Here is a 19,711-nt window from a genome sequence, read left to right as displayed (position 1 = left end):
CGCCGCGTCGGCGACGACGGAGCACGCGGCGGTCGCTCGGACGCGAGCCAAGACGGGGCCGCGAACACCCCGCGCCGCAGGCGCTGGCAAATCACCCAGCTAATAAGCTCGTCTCATGCTCACCATGCTGTTGTACGTGCTGATCGTCGGCTTGGTCGCCGCGGTGCTGTTCTTACTCGCCAGTGCGGTGTTCGGGCGGTCGGAGGAGCTGGGGCCGCTGCCGGAGGGGACGACGGCCACCGTGCTGCCGGTGGACGGGATCACCGGGGCGGACGTGCGTGCGTTGCGCTTCCAGCAGGTGGTGCGCGGCTACAAAGCCGGGGAGGTGGACTGGGCGCTGACCCGGCTGGCCGCGCGGATCGATGAGCTCCAGCACCAACTGGCCGAAGCGCAGGCCGCGCGGTGGCAGACGCCGATCGCGCCGGAGTCGAAGTGAGCGCCCCGGCCGATGACGGGCTTGTTCGCTGCGCTTGGCCGATGCAGTCCCAGCTCTATCGGGACTATCACGACCACGAATGGGGCAAGCCACTGCACGGCGACGACGCCTTGTTCGAGCGGCTCTGCCTGGAGGCGTTTCAATCCGGCCTGTCCTGGCTGACCATCCTGCGCAAACGCCCGGCCTTCCGTGCGGCGTTCGCGGGGTTCGCCATCGAGCGCGTCGCGGAGTTCGGCGACGACGACGTCGCCCGGCTGATGGCCGACGCGGGCATCGTCCGCAACCGCAGCAAGATCGACGCGGCCGTCGCCAACGCCCGGGTTGCCCGCGACCTCGACGTCGGCTTGGACGAGTTGCTCTGGTCGTTCGCCCCACCGCCGCGCCCGCGCCCACGCTCCGGCGCCGACGTGCCCGCGACCACACCCGAATCCATCGCGCTGGCAAAAGAATTGAAACGACGCGGATTCCGGTTCGTCGGACCCACCACGGCGTATGCCTTGATGCAGGCGACCGGGATGGTCGATGACCACCTGGCCGATTGCTGGGTGGGCAACGACCGCCCCGGCACGGGCCGACCGGTCACTTTTTGAACTCAGCTATCCGTCCACATCCGCGATAGGGAAGAATGGGACGGGTGTAGCTCGCCAAACGCCGGCGAGCTCACTGGTTGGTGACAACTGGAGTTCCAAGAAAGTGCGCAGCAGACCGCGCAGATCTGGAGGGAGCAGAGGATGGCGGCCATGAAGCCCCGCACCGGGGACGGTCCCCTCGAGGCAACCAAAGAAGGGCGTGGAATCGTCATGCGGGTTCCACTCGAGGGTGGCGGGCGTCTGGTCGTCGAACTCACGCCGGACGAGGCAGCGGCGCTCGGTGACGAACTGAAGAGCGTCACGAGCTGAGTGGGCCCGGCTGAGCACTCGGCCCTCGCCGACGTGGCCGGCGTCCTGGCCTGCCCGGAATGCATTCGGGCGCACCAGGACGCCGCGCCACTCGCGCTCGAACCACGGGATCGAGCACTGCGCTGCGGTCGCGGCCACAGCTTCGACGTCGCCCGGCAGGGCTACGTCAGTTTGCTGACCGGCGCTTCGACCAAGATGACCGGGGACACCGCGGCCATGCTCGACGCCCGTGCCGCCTTCCAGAGTGGAGGACACTTCGCGCCGATCGCCGACGCGGTGACGCGCGCCGTCACCACGCGCCGGACGGACGGCCCGGTGCTGGAGATCGGCGCGGGTACCGGCTACTACCTCGCCCGGGCGCTCGACGCCGCTCCCCCGGCTGTCGGCATCGGGCTGGACGTGGCCAAACCCGCCGTTCGGCGCTGCGCGCGCGCCCACCCGCGCGCCGCGGCGGTGCTGGCCGACGCCTGGCGCGGGTTACCGATCCGCGACGGCGCGCTGGCCTGCGTACTCTCCGTCTTCGCGCCGCGCAACCCCGGCGAGATCGCCAGGGCGCTCGCCGCGGACGGCTGCTTCGTCGTCGCGACTCCCACCGAACGTCACCTGGGCGAGCTGATCGAGCCGCTGGGCATGGTCCGGGTCGACCCGGACAAGGACCGCAGGCTCGACGCCGCGATGGCCGGACATTTCGAACCGGTCGACCGGACGCTGGTCGAGTATCCGATGACATTGGCCGGACCCGATGTCGCGCACGTGGTGGGCATGGGCCCGTCCGCGCATCACACGGCGGGTGCGGTGCGGCTGCCGGAGTCCGTCGAGGTGACGGCGTCGGTCGTCGTCGGCACCTACCGTCTCGCGGCCTGAGCGGCCGGCTCAGCCTTTCCTGATCTCGTCGTAGACCGCGACCGTGCGCGCGGCGATGCGCGACCAGTCGAATTCGGAGATCGCGCGCTCCCGGCCCGCGGCTCCGAGCCGGGCCGCCAGCTCCGGATCACCGGCCACCTCGTTCACGGCGGTGGCGAGCCCGTGCTCGTAGTCCGCGGCGGCGCCCGCGTCGTAGTGCACCAGCCGTCCGTTGCGGCTGTCGACCACCTCCGGGATGCCGCCCACGTCCGAGGCGACCACCGCGGTCGCGCAGGCCATCGCCTCGAGGTTGACGATGCCCAGCGGTTCGTACACCGACGGGCACACGAACAACGACGAGGCGGCGAGAATCTGCCGGATCTGCTCGCCGGGCAGCATCTCGCGAACCCAGAACACATTGCCGCGCCGCTGCCGCAACTCGTGGACCGCCGCGGTGACCTCCTGCGCCAGCTCGGGCGTGTCCGGCGCGCCCGCGCACAGCACGAGCTGGATGTCGGGATCGAAGTCGCGGGCGGCGGCCAGCAGGTGGCCGACGCCCTTCTGGCGCGTGATGCGGCCGACGAAGGCGACGATGGGACGGTCGGTGCGCACGCCGAGTGCGGCGAGCACCGACGGTTCGTCGCCTGCCACCGGGCCGGGATGCCAGACGGTCCCGTCGATGCCGTTGTGCACCACGTGAACCCGGGCCGGGTCGACCGCGGGATAGGCGTCGAGCACGTCGCGGCGCATACCTTCGCTCACCGCGATGACGGCGTCGGCGTGCTCGACGGCGTTGCGTTCCGACCAGGACGAGAGCCGGTAGCCGCCGCCGAGCTGCTCGGCCTTCCACGGCCTGCGTGGTTCCAGGGAATGCGCGGTCAGCACATGCGGGACGCCGTAGAGGGTCGCGGCCAGATGACCGGCCAAGCCGCTGTACCAGGTGTGTGAGTGGACCACGTCGACATCGCCCACGGCGTCGGCCATCCGCAGCTGGGCGGACATCATCCGCAGCGCGGCGTTGGCGCCGTGCAGCGACGGATCCGGTTGATGGACCACGGCATCCGGACGCTCGACGCCCATGCAGTGCACGGTCACCTCGCACAGGTGACGCAAATGCGCCGTCAGCTGCGTGACGTGCACCCCCGCCCCGCCGTACACCTCGGGTGGGAATTCGCGGGTCAGCATCGCGACGCTCAGCCGGTCCCGCTCGCCGGAATACACCGCCGAACGTCCGCCATCCGTGCCGAAACTCACCGATTCAAAGTAGACGTTCGGGTCCGCGGCGGCCACCCACGGGCGGTCCACCCGGTAGTTTGGCAGGTGTGAGGAGCCAGCCGCACGTACTCGGGATCGTGCTCGCCGGTGGCGAGGGCAAGCGACTCTTTCCACTCACGGCCGATCGCGCCAAGCCCGCCGTCCCGTTCGGCGGCGCCTACCGCCTCATCGACTTCGTCCTCAGCAATCTGGTCAACGCGGGTTTCCTGCGGCTGTGCGTGCTCACCCAGTACAAGTCGCACTCGCTCGACCGGCACATCTCGCAGACTTGGCGGCTGTCCGGTTTCGCCGGCGAGTACATCACCCCGGTGCCCGCGCAGCAGCGGTTGGGACCGCGCTGGTACACCGGCAGCGCGGACGCGATCTTGCAGTCGCTGAACCTGATCTACGACGAGGACCCGGAATACATCGCGGTTTTCGGCGCCGATCACGTCTACCGCATGGACCCGGAGCAGATGGTGCGCCACCATATCGATTCCGGCGCGGGCGTGACGGTGGCCGGCATCCGGGTGCCGCGCAGCGAGGCGAGCGCGTTCGGCTGCATCGACAGCGACGACTCCGGCCGCATCACGCAGTTCCTGGAGAAACCCGCGCACCCGCCCGGCACCCCCGACGATCCGAACGTCACCTTCGCCTCCATGGGCAACTACGTCTTCACCACCAAGGTGCTGGTGGACTCGATCCGGGCGGACGCGGACGACGCCGATTCCGACCACGACATGGGCGGTGACATCATTCCGGCCCTGGTCGCGGCCGGGCAGGCGAGCGTCTACGACTTCGCCGACAACGACGTGCCCGGCGCAACCGACCGCGATCGCGGCTACTGGCGCGATGTCGGGACCATCGACGCGTTCTACGACGCGCACATGGACCTGGTCTCGGTGCACCCGGTGTTCAACCTCTACAACCGCCACTGGCCCATTCGCGGGGCGGCCGAGAATCTGCCTCCGGCCAAGTTCGCCCAAGGCGGGCTGGCGCAGGAATGCATCGTGGGCGCGGGCAGCATCCTGTCCGCCGCCACCGTCCGCAACTCGGTGCTCAGCGCCAACGTCATGGTCGACGACGGCGCCACCGTCGAAGGGTGCGTGCTCATGCCCGGCGTGCGGATCGGACGCGGCGCGGTGGTGCGGCACGCCATTCTGGACAAGAACGTGGTCGTCGGCGAAGGCGAGATCATCGGCGTGGACCTGGCTCGCGATCGCAGCCGTTTCGCGGTGAGCAACGGCGGGGTCGTCACGGTCGGCAAAGGCGTCTGGGTGTAGCCGCGGCGAGCGGTACTCAGGGTCCGCCCGGCTCGGGCGCGGGCGGGCCGATACAGAATGGCGCGCACGGACCCGGTGTGCGCGGCACGGTCGATCTCGAGGCCTCACCGAAATCAGCGGTGCTCACCAAATAGACCATCAACACGGCGAACAAAAGCACCGCGCCGAAAGCGATCATGGTCCGGCCCCAGTGGATCGGTTTGGGGCGACGCTCGTCTTCATCCCAGAGGAACATCATCATCACCACGGCGCACCTCTTCCGGGTCCGTTCGGAACCTGACCTCCACCAGTATCGGTTGGTCATCGGTGTCGCGCTGCGGCTTGCGCTGAATCGTGGCGGTACGGTCGCTTTTTCGCGAACTCCGCCGATCGATGCGGATGGCGCGTTCGCCAAGAGAAGAGGGCCCGGTGGCCCGGCATTCGGAAAAACTTCGGCGGCAGACCTATTCGGCCGGAGCGTGAACCGCCGCCGACGGGGGTATCACTGCGCGGGCGGAGCGACGTTCTGGGTGCAGAACGGCTCGCATGGTCCCGGAGGCGGAGTGGTTTTCTCGGGGCCGGTGTCGAAATCGGTGTTGCTCACCACCACCATCACCAGCACGGCGCCCAGCATCACGAACAGCAGGGCCAACAGGGTCGGCCGCAGCCAACTCGTTCGCCGTTCGGTCACGACATCCCCCATGACCGCTACTTCGATGGGAGTTAATTCACGCATATCTGCTTTCCTCACTGAGTTCTTTCTCAGCGCATACCCCGTATTCCGGGATGGAATCAGCCTGCGCACGAATCACTAACCCCGTGAGGCACAGAGCAATCCGTCTCCGACCGGAATCAGTACGCAGGTGAGTTCCGGGTTCTCCGCGATGGCGCGGGTGGCGGCGCGCACCGCCTGAGTGGCCGGATCCCGTTGCGCCGGATCGGGTACGCGCCCGCCCAGCAGCGCGTTGTGCAGCAGAATCGCGCCGCCGTCGCGCAGCAGACGCACCGCTTGGGCGACGTACTCCGGGTGTTCCAGCGGCGCGGCGTCGATGAAGACCAGGTCGTAGGCGCCATCGGCCAGCCGGGGCAGCACATCCAGCGCCCGCCCGTTGATCAGCCGGGTGCGCGCCGGTGGGATGTCGGCGGCGCGGAACGCCTCTTTGGCCGCGCGCTGATGTTCCGGCTCCGAATCGATGGTGGTCAGCGTGCCGTCCTCGCGCATGCCGTCGAGCAGCCACAACCCGCTGATGCCCGCACCGGTGCCGACCTCGACCACCGCGCGCGCACCGAGCAGCTGCGCGTACATGCTCAGCAGCGCGCCCACCGAGGGCGGCACGGGGACAGCGCCGAGTTCGGTGGCCCGTTCGCGCGCGCTGATGAGGATTTCGTCCTCTACGACGGATTCCTCCACGTAGGCGAGATTCCGCTCCAGATTCGATGCCACGGGTATGAGGCTAACGCCGGGCAGGTGATCTCGGCGTTCCGGACAACACGCGCCGCCCGCCATTTCCGCCGCCGGTTTTCTCAGGTGACCCTCAGGATCTCCATAACCCGGCCATATCAGGACCAGAAAGAGTATGGGCAACCGACCGTGTATTAACACGGGACGCGGGAACAACGACATACCGGTTGTCGGTTGTATCCGTACGTGACGGCCCGAAGACCCGGACCGGAGCGAGTCCCCACGTTTGCGGTCCCTAGTAGGAGGTAGCCCCATCCACATGGTCGATGCGGCGCGCGAATACGCCACCCTGCCCGAGCAGATCCTGCCGGTCGAAGCCGATTCCGTCGAGGACGCGGTCGAGCTGACCGGGACTGCTGCCTTCGATGCCACCGGTGACCGGTCGGCGATGCCGACGTGGGACGAACTGGTCCGGGAGCACGCCGACCGGGTCTACCGGTTGGCCTATCGCCTCTCCGGCGACGCACAGGACGCGGACGACCTCACCCAGGAGACATTCATCCGGGTGTTCCGTTCGCTGTCGAACTACCAGCCGGGCACCTTCGAGGGGTGGCTACACCGCATCACCACCAACCTGTTCCTTGACATGGTCCGCCGCCGCAACCGGATCAGGATGGAAGCGCTGCCCGAGGACTACGACCGGGTGCCCGCCGAGGGCCCGGGGCCGGAGCAGGCCTACCACGACGCCCGGCTGGATCCCGACCTGCAAACGGCCCTGGATTCGCTCGCGCCGGAGTTCCGCGCGGCCGTGGTGCTGTGTGACATCGAGGGGCTGTCCTACGAGGAGATCGGCGCTACGCTCGGCGTGAAACTGGGCACGGTGCGCAGTCGGATCCACCGTGGACGTCAGGCCCTGCGCGACTATCTTGCGCATAATGGAAGTGAGCAGCGGTTCGCCGCTGACGCGAACATAGGGTGATTCGTCGGACGCCGGCATCGCCCGAACATCGGTCGATGGCGGTTGAAAGGGTGAGCACCGAATGAGTGGCGACTCCAGCACGTCCGGTCGTCCCCCCCGTTTTCGCCCCACCGAACATCTGGCGAGTGAGGCGGTCGCGGCGTACGTCGACGGTGAATTGCGGATGAACGCCTACCTGCGGGCCGCTCAACACCTCTCGCTGTGTCCGGAGTGCGCGGCGGAGGTCGATGCCCAGCAGCAGGCGCGCATCGCGTTGCGGCATGCGGGCCAGGTCGCGATTCCGACCGGCCTGCACGACAGCTTGACCAGGATCCCGCTCGCTGAACTGCCTGGCGGCGCGTCCAGTGGCCGGACGCCCTCGTCGGCTTCCGGCCAGTCCGGGCGTAACGAGGCGGTTTTCGGCTTTCTGACCGATTCGTTCACCGCGACCCGGTGGACTACGTGGTGGCGCAAGTAGAGTTTCCCGAGTGACCACCGAATCGACGAATTCCGGATCGGCCGACACCTCGGATTCGGCGGCCGACCGCGGGAATCTCCGTCCACCGGACGCACCCGTGCTCGGTCCGCGCCCGGTCTACCGGCCCCATGTCGACACGCACACCGCGCGCGCCTTCCGCAGGCCGTCCGGCTTGTCCGGTTCATTCGCCGAGCCGCTGCCGCTGCGCAAGGCGGGATCGGCGCCGCAATCCGGTCCCGAACTGCAGAACCGTCCGCCCGACGCGGTGCTGGCCGAGGCGTTCGGCCGCCCGGAAGGTTCCACCGAAGTCTTGCAGCGCGACCCCGACGCGGCCGATGGCGCGTCGGCCGTGGCCGGACCGGCCGATCCGTGGCGCGACCCAGAGGCGGTCGCGCGGCTCGGCGCCCCCGCGGTGCCCACCCCCAAGCTGCAGACGCTGCCGCAGGCCGAGAAGCTCAGCGCCCGCGAAGTGCTGTTCGGCTCCCGGGTCGCGCCCAAGGCACTGGCCCTGCTCGCGCTCGTCGCCGTCGTCATCGGCCTGCTCGGCGGGCTGGTCGGGCGGCTCACCGCGGAAACCGCCTCGACGCTCACCTCGCGCAAGGTGACCCTCGAACAGACCGGTGACGGCACCCGCGCGCACGGCATGATCGCCCAGGTCGCCAACGCCGTGCTGCCCTCGGTCGTCTCCATCCGGGTGACCGTCGGCGACAACGGCGCCACCGGTTCCGGCGTGGTGATCGATGGCGGCGGCTACGTGGTCACCAACAACCACGTCATCTCGATGGCCGCACAGGACAAGTCCAACCGGTCCGCGATCCAGGTGCAGTTCTCCGACGGCACCCGGGTGCCCGCCCAGATCGTCGGCCGCGACCCGAAGACCGACCTGGCCGTACTGAAGGTCGATGTGAAGAATCTCACCGTCGCCCAGCTCGGCAAATCCGGCGACGTCCAGGTCGGTGACGACGTGCTCGCCATCGGTTCGCCGCTCGGCTTGAGCAAGACGGTGACCTCCGGCATCGTCAGCGCCCTGCATCGCCCGGTGAAGTTGGAGGGCGAGGGCAGCGACACGAAGGCCGTCATCGACGCCGTGCAGACCGACGCGTCGATCAACCCCGGTAACTCCGGCGGCGCGCTGGTGGACATGGACGGCCGGGTGATCGGCATCAACACCGCCATCCGCAGCGAGACCGGCGGCTCGGTCGGCCTCGGCTTCGCGATCCCGGTGGACAAGGTGATCGAGGTCGCCCAGACCTTGATCCGCGACGGCGTCGTGCACCACCCGACGATCGGCCTGAGCGCGCGCACCAAGCAGGTGGCCAACGAGGTCATGAGCGGCGCCGCGGTGGCGGACGTCGTGGCCGGCGGTCCGGCGGCGAAGGCCGGGATCGTCGAGGGTGACGTGATCGTGAAGGTCGGCGATCGCGAGGTCACCGGGCCGGACGAACTGGTCGTCGCGGTGCAGTCGCGCGACATCGGCGAAACGGTGAACGTGCAGTTGATCCGCGATGGCAGGCAGGTGGACGTGCCGGTGACGCTGGAATCCGACTGACCCGGCGGCCGGATCGCCGGGTAGCCTGGTTACGTGTTCAGCAACATCGGCTGGAGCGAGATGGTCATCCTGCTCGTCGCCGCCCTCGTAATCCTCGGCCCGGAGCGCTTGCCCGGTGCCGTGCGCTGGACCACGCGCAGCCTGCGGCAGGTGCGCGACTACGCGAGCGGCGCCACGTCCCAGTTGCGGCAGGAACTCGGGCCGGAGTTCGACGATCTGCGTAAGCCGCTGGCCGACCTGAACGAACTGCGCGGTATGACTCCGCGGGCGATGGTGACCAAACACCTTCTCCACGGCGACGATTCGCTGTTCAAGGATTTCGACAGCGCGCTGCCCGATCCGAAGGACCTGTACAGCACGAACAGCGGGATGCCGGACTACCCGATGCCCAAGTTGGCTAAGCCGTTGGAGCGCAACGAACGTCCTCCGATCGACACCGACGCCACCTGATTCGTCAAGCAGACTAGACGCATTGCGCTGTTCAGCTGTCTAGACTTCGCACATGTCGGCCGATGACGTGGCGCGCGTGTTCGCGATCGAGGACAAGGTCGAGCGACTGAAAGCGGCCACCGACGGGGTGGCGGCAGCCCAGCAGACCATCAACGAACTGACCAGGATTCGGCGTGCCGTGATCCGGGAGCTCCATGCCGAAGGCTGGACGTTCGCCAGAATCGGTGCGGCAGCGGGCCTTTCCCGGGCGCGCATCCACCAGGTGAGTACGCAGGGACCCGCGCCGGAAGGACTGTTCTTCGGGCACGGTTCGCTCACCGTGCTCGTCCCCGAGGTGCGCGCCGGCCGCGTGATCGGCGCGCCCGATCCCGCCGCGCCGCAGCGATTGACCGAGCTCCTGCGCGAACTCGGCTTCAGCGTCGCGGTCGAGCATTTCCTACCGGGGCGCCCGATCGACCTGCGGCGTGACGGCCTGATCGTGTTGGGCGGTCCGGAGCTGTCGCCGAGTTTGCGCCAGTTGGTGGCGGCCGATCCGCGACTGCGCCGCGCGGTGGCGAGGATGGGTGACGCGCGCCGGGGAATCGAGGACCGGGCGGCCCGCCGGGTGTACCGGCCGGGCGGACCCGAACCGCACGACATCGCCTATCTGGGCAGACTTCCCCGGCCCGACGGGCGTGGCAGCGTGTTGATGATCGACGGCATGCATCCGCCCGGCTCGCTCGGTGCCATCCGGTTGCTCGCCACCCGGCTGGCCACACTGCACGAGCGAGCGAGCAATCACCTGTTCTCGGTGCTGATCGCCTGTCGCTTCGACCGCGCCACGGGCGAACCGCTGGAGGCCGACCTGCTCACGCCTGTCTACCGCCACGATCCCGAAAACCGTTCGCCCGCAACAGGTGTGCGCCGCTGAGACAGCACCCGCGAGAGCGCGGACCATCCGTCCGCGGCTCCGCCTGACACCGGCACGCGATGTGACGCCAACGGCCGAATTCCCCTGCGGCAACGCCGACGACACCCACACGTGCCGTTTCGTCCGGCTGCCGGGCGCCGGCTCTGGCACTTCGCTCGACCACCGTTACCGGAGGCCGACTGTGCGGCAGTGAGCACCCGCGCGTCGGCTGCACGCACACAACGACATTCAGCAAATCGATGGACATCGTGGACAAGTGCATGCCCGACCGCGAAGCGCGGGAATTAGACGTCGAGCGAGTGGCCCAACATCCGGTGCCTCATCCTCACGATCACCTGGTCACGAACACATCGAAGGGTCGCTGAGGTCAGGCCTTCTTCCTGTGGCGCAGGTCACCAGCCCCAGCCCGAGCAGGTTCATACAGGGATGATTGAATAGCTGGACGATAACCGCATGTGATAGGTGAACCGCCTGAGGTGTCCGGCAAGGAGGAATCGTGAATCCGTTACTGCTGATCGGCGGCGCCGTCTTGGCGGTGGGCCTGCTCGGCCTGATCCTCAGTGTGCTGCTGCGGCCCGCGGGGCCGAAGGCTCACGTGAGCGTCGCCGACCTCCAAGCCCGGCTGGCGAACGAGTCGGCCACGTCACCCGAAGCCGATGCCTCGGCGGATGAGGACCAGCAAGCCGATCGGCCGGACGCCGCGTCGGTCGGTCCCGACGATGCCGAACGGAAGCGGCTCCACACCGACGACCCCCGGGACAAGGCCGCGGATCCGGCGTCGGCCGACGACCACACCGTACTGCTACCGGATCATCGCCGCCGCGACGGATGACCTCCCGATAATTAGGCTTACGGTACGGCGGGCATGCGCCGACCGTCTCGGGCCCGATGCGCTGGACCCCTCGGGAAAGGACCGGATTCCGGTGCGCGCGATACTCGGGCAATTACTCACCCTGCTGCCGCTCGGGCCGGTCGCGCTGGCCCGTGTGGTGGACACGACCGGCCCCGGACCGCGGGAACTCGGAGCGGCGATGATCGTCACCGGCTCCGGCGAGGTGCACGGTTCGCTGTCCGGTGGCTGTGTCGAGGCCGCTGTCGTCGCGTCGGCGCAGGAAGTGCTGACCAGCGGCCACGCGGTGACCGACCGGTTCGGCTATGCCGACTCCGACGGACCCGCGGTCGGCTTGACCTGCGGCGGCGAGATCGAAGTGTTCGTCGAGCGCGTCTCGCGTGCACGGCTCCCGCTGCTATCCGCGTTACGGCAGCGGATCGAGGACGGCTCCCCCGTCGCCGTGGCGACCACCATGGACGCCGCACCGGAGTGGAAGTTGCTGACGACCGCTGATACCGAGCCGTGGCACGGCGTCGACCGCGACGCGCGAGCACTACTCGCCGCGGGCCGCTGCGGCGTGGTGGGCGCCGACGAGTGCGCGGCGAACGGCGCCCCGCGACCCCGTACGTTCGTACAGGTCTTCGCGGCCCCGGCTCGGATGATCCTGGCCGGTGCCAACGACTTCGTACGCGCGCTCAGCCGCACCGGGCGCCAGCTCGGCTACCGGGTGACGGTCGTGGACGCCCGCGAGACCTTCGCCACCGCCGCCCGGTTCCCCGCTGCCCACGAGGTCGTCGTGGAGTGGCCGCACCGGTATCTGGGCGAGGAACAGGAGGCGGGGCGGATCGACCAGCGCACCGTGGTCTGCGTGCTCGCCCATGACGCCAAATTCGATGTGCCGATGCTGGTGACGGCCTTGTCGTGCCCGCACATCGGCTTCGTCGGCGCGCTCGGATCTCGCCGGACGCACGCCGAGCGCGTCGAGCGCCTGCGGGCGGCCGGCATCACCGACGACCAGCTCGGCAGGATGCGCAGTCCGGTGGGGCTGGACCTCGGCGCGCGGACACCGGACGAGACGGCCATCTCGATCGCCGCCCAGATCCTGGCCGAACGCGCCGGCGCCTCCGCCGTGGCCCTGGACCGCATCGACGGTCCCATCCACCGCTGATTGCTCAAAGTTTCCCCAAGTCGGATTGGACATCTGGCCAGCGGGAATAACCGGCTGCAAAGCAGGAGATCCCCTCGGTCGCGCATCCCATTTCCCCCTTGCACGGCGCGCCACCGCGGCTCACACTTAATTTGCTGAAAATTAACTATGAATAGGTGACGGTGCGCGCGCTTCGGCCCCGCCACGCTCTGCCCGGCCCGCCCCACCGAGAGGAGAAAGCGCCGTGACCGCCACCCAGATCGCCGTCCTCTGCTCGCTCGCCGGCGCCGCCGGCCTGGTCGCCACCATCGGTTTGATGTACGGACCGGCGAACCGGCGGCGCCGAGTCGGTGTCGCCCAGCACACGATCACGCAGCAGCTACCCGCGCGCCTGCTACCGACCTGCCCGATCGGCAGACCGCAGCAGATGCCCGTCGAGCCGTTGACCGTGGCGGAGGCCCACGAGCTCATGCAGCGCCACCGGATCTGCGAGCCGGCCGAGTGCGTCTACAAGCTCGCGGCCTTCCGCACCCTGATCGAGGCGGGATACATGCGGGATCCGCACGCCGAAGGGGTCTGACCGAATCCCCGCGCCGAGGCGGTGGAGCGGCTCAGGCCGCCGCCCACGCGGGCCGCAAAGTCTTCATCGGCGGACGGTCCATCAGGGAGACCTCGGTGCGGTGCGCGGTGAACTCGTCACCGATCAGCGGGAACTGGGTCAGCGCCGCACCGGAGTCCTGGATGCCGCTGCGGCCGAGCACCGTACCGAGAATCTGGCGGCTCATCACCCCGAGATCGGCCAGCGGCCGGTTGCGATGTGTGCGCACGCCCAGGTTCACCTGGCCGATCGCGGACATGCCGAGCCGGTCGTAGGTGTCCAGCAGCAGTCCGATCTCCACGCCGTAGCCCGGCGCGAACGGCACCGAGGTGAGCAGTTCGCGGGTGCCCGCGTATTCACCGCCGAGCGGCTGCAACACCTGCGCGAGTTCCGGTCGCAATGCGGCCAGCAGGGGGCGGGCGACCAGTTCGGTGACACGGCCACCGCCGTGCGCGTCCACCGCGCCGCCTTGCCGCAACGGCCTGCGGTAATAGGCCTTGGCCAGCTGCACGTCATCGACCGTGAGCAGCGGACCGAGCAACTTCGGCACGAAAGCGGGATCCGGGTCGATCAGGTCGGAGTCGACGAAAGCGATCAGATCGCCACTGGTCACCGCCAGCGAGCGCCACAGCACCTCACCCTTGCCGGGGACCGGCTCCAGCTCCGGCACCGCCTGCTCGCGGCTGATCACCTCCGCGCCCGCCGCGCGTGCCCGCTCCGCGGTGGCGTCGGTCGACCCGGAGTCCAGCACGATCAGCTCGTCGACCAGCGTGCCGAGTAGCGGCCGGATGCTGGCCACCACGTCGGCCACGGTCCGTTCTTCGTTCAGTGCGGGCAGCACCACCGACACGGTGCGCCCGGCTTTGGCGCGGACGAGTTCGTCGACTCGCCAGTTCGGGGTGTCCCAGGTATTGGTCGTCGCCCAAGCGGGCTCACGGTGTTGGAATGTCATGCCAGACCTCGCAAGGTTCGTGCGGGGGGCCGGATGCCCTGGATCGCGGCGATCATGTCCACGACCCGCCGGGTCGCGGCGACTTCGTGGACTCGGAAGACTCGGGCGCCGGCCGCCGCCGACCATGCTGTTGCCGCCAATGTGCCCTCCAGCCGTTCGGTGAGACCGACACCTAAAGTCTCCCCGATGAAATCCTTATTGCTCAGCGCCATCAAGACTGGCCATCCGGTTTTTACAAGAACGTCGACTCGGCGCAACAGTTCGAGCCCGTGATACGTGTTCTTGCCGAAATCGTGCGTCGGATCGATCAGAATCGAATCCCGGCTGACCCCGGCCGCGAGCGCGTTCTCCGCGGCACGCACCACGGTTTCGGTGACCTCACCCACCACATCGGCGTAACGGACCCGATGCGGCCGGGTGCGCGGCACCGCGCCACCGGTATGGCTGCACACCACACCGGCGCCGTGCGCGGCGGCCACGGGAACGAGATCGGGGTCGGCGCCCGCCCAGGTGTCGTTGATCAGATCCGCCCCTTCGCCCACCGCGGCCAGCGCCACCTCGGCGCGCCAGGTGTCGACGCTGATCAGTAGCTGCGGGTACTTCGCGCGAATGGCCGCGACGAACGGCACCACCCGGCGCGTCTCCTCGGCTCCGTCCACCGCATCGCCCGGCCCGGCTTTCACCCCGCCGATGTCGACGAGGTCGGCGCCCTCGTCCACCGCGCGCGCCACCGCATCCATGGCCGCCGCGTCGGTGAACGTGGCGCCTCGGTCGTAGAACGAGTCCGGCGTGCGATTCACGATCGCCATCACCAGCGCTCGATCCGTCGCCACCGGTCGGCCGCACAGCGTAGGAAGCGGCGCCGCGGTCGAGCTGAACATGTGAACGACTGTAGCCAGTCCGTCACTCCGAGTCTTCAGGCCGTACTGGTCTCGCCGGTCAGCTCTTGGGTGCCCGTCCGGCCGCTACATCGGCGGCGTAGTCGTCGTAGGCGGGGATGTAGCCCTCGGTGCGGCCCGCGAGGACGTACAGCGTGCTGTCGGGGTCCGGGGTATAGCCCTGCTTGCGCAGTTCGACCTTGCGGCTTTTGAACGTAGAGGTCTGCTCCAGCTCGTGGACGATGCGAACGAACAGCGGCACGGCATAGCCCGGCAACTGCTCGTATGCCAGTTTCGCCACCGCCGCCGCGTCGAATTCCGCGCCGGGACGCAGCGTCACCGCGGCCATGCCCGCCTTGCCGTCCGTCCCGGGGATGTCCACGCCGTAGACCACCGCTTGCGCGATCGACTCCGCCTTGCTCAGCGCGCCTTCCACCTCGGTGGTCGCCACGTTCTCGCCCTTCCAGCGGAAGGTGTCGCCGAGCCGGTCGACGAACGCGATGTGATGCCAGCCCTGCTCCCGCACCAGATCGCCGGTGTCGAACCAGACGTCTCCGGACTGGAAGCCGTCGCGCACCAGCTTGGCCTCGGTGGCGTCCTTGTCGGTGTACCCGTCGAACGGGGAGCGGTCGGTCACCTTGGCCAGCAGAAGTCCGACCCCGCCCGTGCCGACCCGGCGCAAGCGCCCGTTCTTGTCGCGCTTGACCTTCCCGGTCTCCTCGTCGTACTCCACGACGGCATACGGCAGCGGGCCGAAGCCTGCCGTGCGGTCCACGCCGAAGGCGTTGACGAACGCGATGTTCGCCTCGCTCGCGCCGTAGAACTCCACGATCCGCTCGATGCCGAACCGGGATTTGAACTCGTCCCACAGTTCCGGGCGCAGCCCGTTGCCGACGGCGAGCCGGACCAGGTGCTGCCGATCGGTCGGCTTGGCGGGCTGATTGACCAGGTAGCGGCACAGCTCGCCGATATAGATGAACGCTGTCGCCTGCTCGCGGATGACCTCGTCCCAGAACCGGGACGCGGAGAATCCCCGGCCGAGGGCGAGTGTGCCGCCGGAGGCCAGCACCGCGGACAACGCGACGGTGAGCGCGTTGTTGTGGTACAGCGGCAGGCAGCAGTACAGAGTGTCGTTGCCGTGCAGTCGAATTCCCAGGCCACCCAGGCCTGCCATGCTCTTGGTCCAGCGCAGATGGGTCATCACGCTGGCCTTCGGCAGTCCGGTGGTGCCGGAGGTGAAGATGAGGAACGCCCGCTCGCGCGCGGTGACCTCCGCGCAGCTCGGCGGATCGGCGTCGTCGGCGTCGCGGGCCGCCTCGTGGAGTTCGTCGGCCGCGAGGACGTGGGCGGGCGGTTCGGGCAGCGAGTCGATCGCTTCGGCGCATTCCGCGCCGACCACGTTCAGCACGCTGTCGAGCAGGCCGAAGCTGTGCGCCAGTACCTTGTCGCGCTGATGGTGGTTGAGCAGCCCCACGGTGGCCCCGAGCTTGACCGTCGCCAGCGCGACGAACAGTGTCTCCGGCCGGTTGGTCATCAGCACGCCGACCACGTCGCCGCGCCGCACCCCCCGCGCCGCGAGCACGCTCGCATACCGGTTCACCTGTGCGTTGGCCTGACCGTAGGTGAAGGTCGCGCCCTCGAACCGCAGGAACAACCGATCCGGATGCCGGTGGGCGGCGCGCTGGAAATACAGGCCCACCGAGGACTCGGAGTCCGGCGTCACCAGCATGCTCAGCGCGTTGCGAAGCATGCCGGGGGCGTCCAGGGCCATCGCGGGCAGGTTTCGGGCGAGGTCGAACAAACTCACCGTCGAACGTGCAGTGCTCACGTCTTCAGCTCTCCTCACTGGATTCGCGCCGCCTCCAGTGCCGCGAACGCGGACGGGAGATCGGTCACCACGGTAATCCGGGCCATGGCTGTCTGGGGCACGAACTTGCGCTCGTACAACTCGTCCAGCCAGGAAAACAAACCTCGGAAGAAACCATTGGGATCCAGCACAACGACGGGTTTCTCGTGTTGTCCCAGATAGCCGCCGGTCCAGGTCTCGAAGAACTCCTCCAGCGTGCCGATGCCGCCGGGCAGGGTGAGGAACGCGTCGGCACGGTCCTCCATCACCTGCTTGCGCTGGCGCATGGTGTCGGTGACGACCAGTTCGTCGGCGTCGACGTCGGCGACCTCCCGGTGCACCAAGTGTTTCGGAATCACGCCGATGGTGTTCGCGCCGCCCGCGCGCGCCGCGGTGGCGACCGCGCCCATCATCGAGACGTGCCCGCCGCCGGATACCAGTTGCCAACCGCGCCGGGCGATCTCGGTGCCCACCCGGGCGGCCAGCGAGAGGTAGTCCTGGTCGGTCGTACTCGCCGAGCAGTAGACACAGACGGAAAAAGGCCGATCGCTCACCACTGATCCTCCGTCCCGATCGCGTCCTCGGCGCCGCCCGCCTCCGCGGCGGCCTGGATGATCTGCACGACCTCCTCGACGCTGTCGGTCACATGCAGCAGGCCGAGGTCGCCCGGGGAGATTTTGCCGGAGCCGCCGAGCGAATCGCGTAACCAATCGACGAGTCCCGACCAGTACCTGGTCCCGAACAGGATGATGGGGAACCGGGTGATCTTGTGCGTCTGTACCAGGGTCAGCGCCTCGAACAACTCGTCGAGCGTGCCGAAACCGCCGGGCAGGCAGATGAACGCCTGTGAGTACTTCACGAACATCGTCTTGCGGACGAAGAAGTACCGGAAATTGATCCCCAGGTCGACCCAGTCGTTGAGACTCTGCTCGAACGGCAGCTCGATGCCGAGGCCGATCGAATAGCCGCCCGCCTCGCAAGCGCCCCGGTTCGCCGCCTCCATCGCGCCGGGGCCGCCGCCGGTGATCACCGCGAAACCCGCCCGCGCCAGCGCGGCGCCGATGGCCAGCCCGGCCTGGTACTCCGGATGGTCGGCGGAGGTGCGCGCGGAACCGAAGACGGTCACCGCCCGCGGCACCTCGGCGAGCGCGCCGAAGCCCTCGACGAACTCGGCTTGGATGCGCAGCACGCGCCATGGATCGGTGTGTACCCAGTCCGTGTCGCCACGCTTGTCCAGCAGGTGCCGGTCGGCGGTGCCCACGCCGTCCGCGCGGTCGCGGCGAAACATGATCGGGCCGCGGAACTTCGGTGTCGACTTCGGTTTGGGGGCGACCTCACGGTCCGCGGCGTCGGTGGACATGCGTTCCACGCTACCGCCCGGCAAGGGCGACTCAGGGGCTGGCCGGGAGAAGTCGTCCGACGTTCAGCCGGGCGCAGGCAGGGCGAGACGCGGTCGCAATCTCGGCGCTCGACGCGCACGTGACGGCGCGAATCGCCGGGCGCCTACGATCTCGGCGCTCGACGCGGACGCGGCGCTCTGGAGAAGCTGACGGCTTCCGAACGAACCGCGTCGCCGCCACCTCCGCCTCACCGTGTCCCTCGAAACCACCGGCCGCACACCTCGGTCCGGTCGCGGTGCGTACACGATGACGGCGGCGCTCGCGGTTCCGACCGCTGGAAAAGTCTCCCTGCCTGCGCTAGTCGCGCCAGGCCGGTGCGCGCTTCGCCAGGAAGGCCGCCATACCTTCGCGGGCGCCGGGAAGTTGAGCGGCGGCGGCCATGACTTCCAGGGCGAGGGCGTAGGCGTCTGTTTCGGGACGGTCGAGTTGACCGTAGAGAGTGCGTTTGCCGAGTGCCTTGCTGGCCCGGCTGCCCCGGGTAGCGCGAGCGAGCAACTCACCCACGGCAGTGTCCAGCTCGGCGTCCGGCACCGCTCGGTTGATCAGGCCCCACTGTTCGGCGGTGCGGGCATCGATCGGATCGCCGGTGAGGGCCATTTCCATCAGGCGTTTACGTCCGACGGCGCGGGCCACCGGCACCGCGGGGGTGTGGCAGAACCAGCCACCCTTTCCGCCAGGGAGCGCGAACGCGGCGGATTCGGCGGCGACGGCCAGATCGCATGAGGCCACCAACTGGCAGCCCGCGGCCGTGGCCAGACCGTGTACCCGGGCGATCACCACCTGCGGCACCGACTGGATGGTCGACATGAGCTCGGTGCAGCGTGTGAGCAGTTCCCGCACGCCGAGCAGGTCACGCGCGGCGACGTCGGCGAAATCGTGGCCCGCGGAGAACACCGGGCCGCGCGCCCCGAGCACTATTCCGGCGGCGTCGGTCTCCCCGGCGGCCCGGAACGAGGCGAGCAGTTCGGCCAGATGCTCGCCCGACAGCGCATTGCGCCGCTCCGGCCGGTTCATGGTGATGCGCACCGTGTCACCGTCCCGCGCGACCAGCAGATGCCGATACTCCAAGGCGGTCATCTCTCCACCGTAGATCTCTGCGGGCGACGACACGACACCTGCGAAGTGGTCCGGAAGCCTATTCGGGGATCGACCATGCCGCACTGAATACGGCCAGGTCACCCCTTGCCGAGCCGTTCAGTCCGGTGTGCCGTTCAGGTAGCTGCGCAGCATGCCGGTAACGGCGGTGATCTGGTCGACGGGGACGTGCTCGTCGCGCTTGTGCGCGAGGTTGGGATCGCCGGGGCCGAAGTTGACGGCGGGAATGCCACGTGCGGCGAAACGCGAGACGTCGGTCCAGCCGTACTTCGCGCGCACACCGCCGCCGCCGTGGCGCTGCACCGAGTCGATCAGGTCCTTGGCCGCCGGTGCGGTCAGCCCGGGCAGCGCGCCCGGCGCCGAGTCGATCACCTCGAGGGACAGCTCGAGTCCGGTGAAGACCTCGCGCACGTGCTCGACGGCTTGGTCGACGGTGCGGTCGGGTGCGAAACGGAAGTTGACCTCCAGTTCGGCGGCGTCGGGCACGACGTTGCCCGCAACGCCGCCCTCGACCTGGACCGC

Annotated in this window: 24 protein-coding genes; 13 read left to right on the top strand and 11 right to left on the bottom strand. The window is 68.8% G+C overall.

Annotated features, from left to right (window positions below; translation table 11 throughout):
* Positions 1-115 precede the first annotated feature (115 nt).
* The 4 genes from ACFU5M_RS30555 to ACFU5M_RS30540 all read left to right on the top strand — a co-directional run bounded on the left by ACFU5M_RS30555 (position 116) and on the right by ACFU5M_RS30540 (position 2,199).
* The gene (locus ACFU5M_RS30555; protein WP_379054358.1) at positions 116-436 is read left to right on the top strand and encodes a DivIVA domain-containing protein; all 321 of its coding nucleotides are present in this window, start codon (positions 116-118) and stop codon (positions 434-436) included.
* On the top strand, positions 433-1,026 hold the full coding sequence (locus ACFU5M_RS30550) for a DNA-3-methyladenine glycosylase I (RefSeq protein ID WP_379054357.1): 594 nt from the start codon (positions 433-435) through the stop codon (positions 1,024-1,026). The genes ACFU5M_RS30555 and ACFU5M_RS30550 overlap by 4 nt, the downstream gene beginning before the upstream one ends.
* Positions 1,027-1,167: 141 nt before the next feature.
* Complete coding sequence (locus ACFU5M_RS30545) at positions 1,168-1,335, top strand: DUF3117 domain-containing protein (protein WP_011211259.1); 168 nt, start codon at positions 1,168-1,170, stop codon at positions 1,333-1,335.
* A gap of 33 nt (positions 1,336-1,368) precedes the next feature.
* On the top strand, positions 1,369-2,199 hold the full coding sequence (locus tag ACFU5M_RS30540) for a putative RNA methyltransferase (protein WP_379054360.1): 831 nt from the start codon (positions 1,369-1,371) through the stop codon (positions 2,197-2,199).
* 9 nt (positions 2,200-2,208) lie between these two features.
* Here ACFU5M_RS30540 and glgA read toward each other — a convergent pair whose 3' ends face one another.
* Complete coding sequence (gene glgA, locus ACFU5M_RS30535) at positions 2,209-3,375, bottom strand: glycogen synthase (RefSeq protein WP_379054359.1); 1,167 nt, start codon at positions 3,373-3,375, stop codon at positions 2,209-2,211.
* 125 nt (positions 3,376-3,500) lie between these two features.
* On the opposite strand from glgA, the gene glgC reads away from it, so the two are divergent.
* Positions 3,501-4,715 carry a glucose-1-phosphate adenylyltransferase gene (glgC, locus tag ACFU5M_RS30530; RefSeq protein ID WP_379054356.1) on the top strand — a complete coding sequence of 405 codons (1,215 nt, stop codon included), beginning with the start codon at positions 3,501-3,503 and terminating at the stop codon, positions 4,713-4,715.
* Positions 4,716-4,731: 16 nt separating this feature from the next.
* Here glgC and ACFU5M_RS30525 read toward each other — a convergent pair whose 3' ends face one another.
* The 3 genes from ACFU5M_RS30525 to ACFU5M_RS30515 form a co-directional block, all read right to left on the bottom strand.
* A complete protein-coding gene (locus ACFU5M_RS30525; RefSeq protein WP_379054355.1) occupies positions 4,732-4,962 on the bottom strand; it encodes a hypothetical protein in 231 nt (76 codons plus the stop codon).
* A 234-nt stretch (positions 4,963-5,196) separates the two neighbouring features.
* On the bottom strand, positions 5,197-5,430 hold the full coding sequence (locus ACFU5M_RS30520) for a hypothetical protein (RefSeq protein ID WP_379054354.1): 234 nt from the start codon (positions 5,428-5,430) through the stop codon (positions 5,197-5,199).
* Between the two features lie 75 nt (positions 5,431-5,505).
* Positions 5,506-6,138: an O-methyltransferase gene (locus ACFU5M_RS30515; protein ID WP_379054353.1), complete on the bottom strand. Its 633-nt coding sequence runs from the start codon at positions 6,136-6,138 to the stop codon at positions 5,506-5,508.
* Between the two features lie 277 nt (positions 6,139-6,415).
* On the opposite strand from ACFU5M_RS30515, the gene sigE reads away from it, so the two are divergent.
* The 8 genes from sigE to ACFU5M_RS30475 all read left to right on the top strand — a co-directional run bounded on the left by sigE (position 6,416) and on the right by ACFU5M_RS30475 (position 13,000).
* Positions 6,416-7,075 carry an RNA polymerase sigma factor SigE gene (sigE, locus tag ACFU5M_RS30510; RefSeq protein WP_379054352.1) on the top strand — a complete coding sequence of 220 codons (660 nt, stop codon included), beginning with the start codon at positions 6,416-6,418 and terminating at the stop codon, positions 7,073-7,075.
* A gap of 61 nt (positions 7,076-7,136) precedes the next feature.
* Positions 7,137-7,532: a hypothetical protein gene (locus tag ACFU5M_RS30505; RefSeq protein WP_379054351.1), complete on the top strand. Its 396-nt coding sequence runs from the start codon at positions 7,137-7,139 to the stop codon at positions 7,530-7,532.
* A gap of 10 nt (positions 7,533-7,542) precedes the next feature.
* Positions 7,543-9,081 (top strand): S1C family serine protease, encoded by a 1,539-nt coding sequence (locus ACFU5M_RS30500; RefSeq protein ID WP_379054350.1) that lies wholly within the window; start codon positions 7,543-7,545, stop codon positions 9,079-9,081.
* Between the two features lie 33 nt (positions 9,082-9,114).
* Complete coding sequence (gene tatB, locus ACFU5M_RS30495; protein ID WP_379054349.1) at positions 9,115-9,531, top strand: Sec-independent protein translocase protein TatB; 417 nt, start codon at positions 9,115-9,117, stop codon at positions 9,529-9,531.
* A 52-nt stretch (positions 9,532-9,583) separates the two neighbouring features.
* Positions 9,584-10,441 carry a hypothetical protein gene (locus ACFU5M_RS30490; RefSeq protein ID WP_379054348.1) on the top strand — a complete coding sequence of 286 codons (858 nt, stop codon included), beginning with the start codon at positions 9,584-9,586 and terminating at the stop codon, positions 10,439-10,441.
* Between the two features lie 496 nt (positions 10,442-10,937).
* Entirely contained in the window at positions 10,938-11,273 is a 336-nt protein-coding gene (locus ACFU5M_RS30485) for a hypothetical protein (protein WP_379054347.1), read from the top strand.
* 91 nt (positions 11,274-11,364) lie between these two features.
* Complete coding sequence (locus ACFU5M_RS30480; protein ID WP_379054346.1) at positions 11,365-12,441, top strand: XdhC family protein; 1,077 nt, start codon at positions 11,365-11,367, stop codon at positions 12,439-12,441.
* Positions 12,442-12,664: 223 nt separating this feature from the next.
* The gene (locus ACFU5M_RS30475; protein ID WP_379054345.1) at positions 12,665-13,000 is read left to right on the top strand and encodes a hypothetical protein; all 336 of its coding nucleotides are present in this window, start codon (positions 12,665-12,667) and stop codon (positions 12,998-13,000) included.
* Between the two features lie 31 nt (positions 13,001-13,031).
* Here ACFU5M_RS30475 and ACFU5M_RS30470 read toward each other — a convergent pair whose 3' ends face one another.
* From ACFU5M_RS30470 to ACFU5M_RS30440, 7 genes are all read right to left on the bottom strand, one after another.
* Positions 13,032-13,970 carry a glucosyl-3-phosphoglycerate synthase gene (locus ACFU5M_RS30470; protein ID WP_379054344.1) on the bottom strand — a complete coding sequence of 313 codons (939 nt, stop codon included), beginning with the start codon at positions 13,968-13,970 and terminating at the stop codon, positions 13,032-13,034.
* Entirely contained in the window at positions 13,967-14,851 is an 885-nt protein-coding gene (folP, locus tag ACFU5M_RS30465) for a dihydropteroate synthase (protein ID WP_379054343.1), read from the bottom strand. The genes ACFU5M_RS30470 and folP overlap by 4 nt, the downstream gene beginning before the upstream one ends.
* Positions 14,852-14,909: 58 nt before the next feature.
* Complete coding sequence (locus ACFU5M_RS30460) at positions 14,910-16,676, bottom strand: long-chain-acyl-CoA synthetase (RefSeq protein WP_379054342.1); 1,767 nt, start codon at positions 16,674-16,676, stop codon at positions 14,910-14,912.
* Between the two features lie 14 nt (positions 16,677-16,690).
* Entirely contained in the window at positions 16,691-17,251 is a 561-nt protein-coding gene (locus ACFU5M_RS30455) for a TIGR00730 family Rossman fold protein (protein ID WP_379054341.1), read from the bottom strand.
* Positions 17,245-18,054: a TIGR00730 family Rossman fold protein gene (locus ACFU5M_RS30450; RefSeq protein WP_379054340.1), complete on the bottom strand. Its 810-nt coding sequence runs from the start codon at positions 18,052-18,054 to the stop codon at positions 17,245-17,247. The genes ACFU5M_RS30455 and ACFU5M_RS30450 overlap by 7 nt, the downstream gene beginning before the upstream one ends.
* Positions 18,055-18,391: 337 nt before the next feature.
* Positions 18,392-19,171: an enoyl-CoA hydratase-related protein gene (locus ACFU5M_RS30445; RefSeq protein WP_379054339.1), complete on the bottom strand. Its 780-nt coding sequence runs from the start codon at positions 19,169-19,171 to the stop codon at positions 18,392-18,394.
* A gap of 117 nt (positions 19,172-19,288) precedes the next feature.
* Positions 19,289-19,711: M20/M25/M40 family metallo-hydrolase (locus tag ACFU5M_RS30440; RefSeq protein ID WP_379054338.1), on the bottom strand; the 423-nt coding region annotated here is incomplete at its 5' end.

It is taken from the genome of Nocardia sp. NPDC057455 (assembly GCF_042802775.1).
In the GTDB taxonomy this organism is placed as follows: domain Bacteria; phylum Actinomycetota; class Actinomycetes; order Mycobacteriales; family Mycobacteriaceae; genus Nocardia.
Note: the sequence above shows the minus strand (reverse complement) of the source record. Positions and strands in the feature narration are given on the sequence as shown.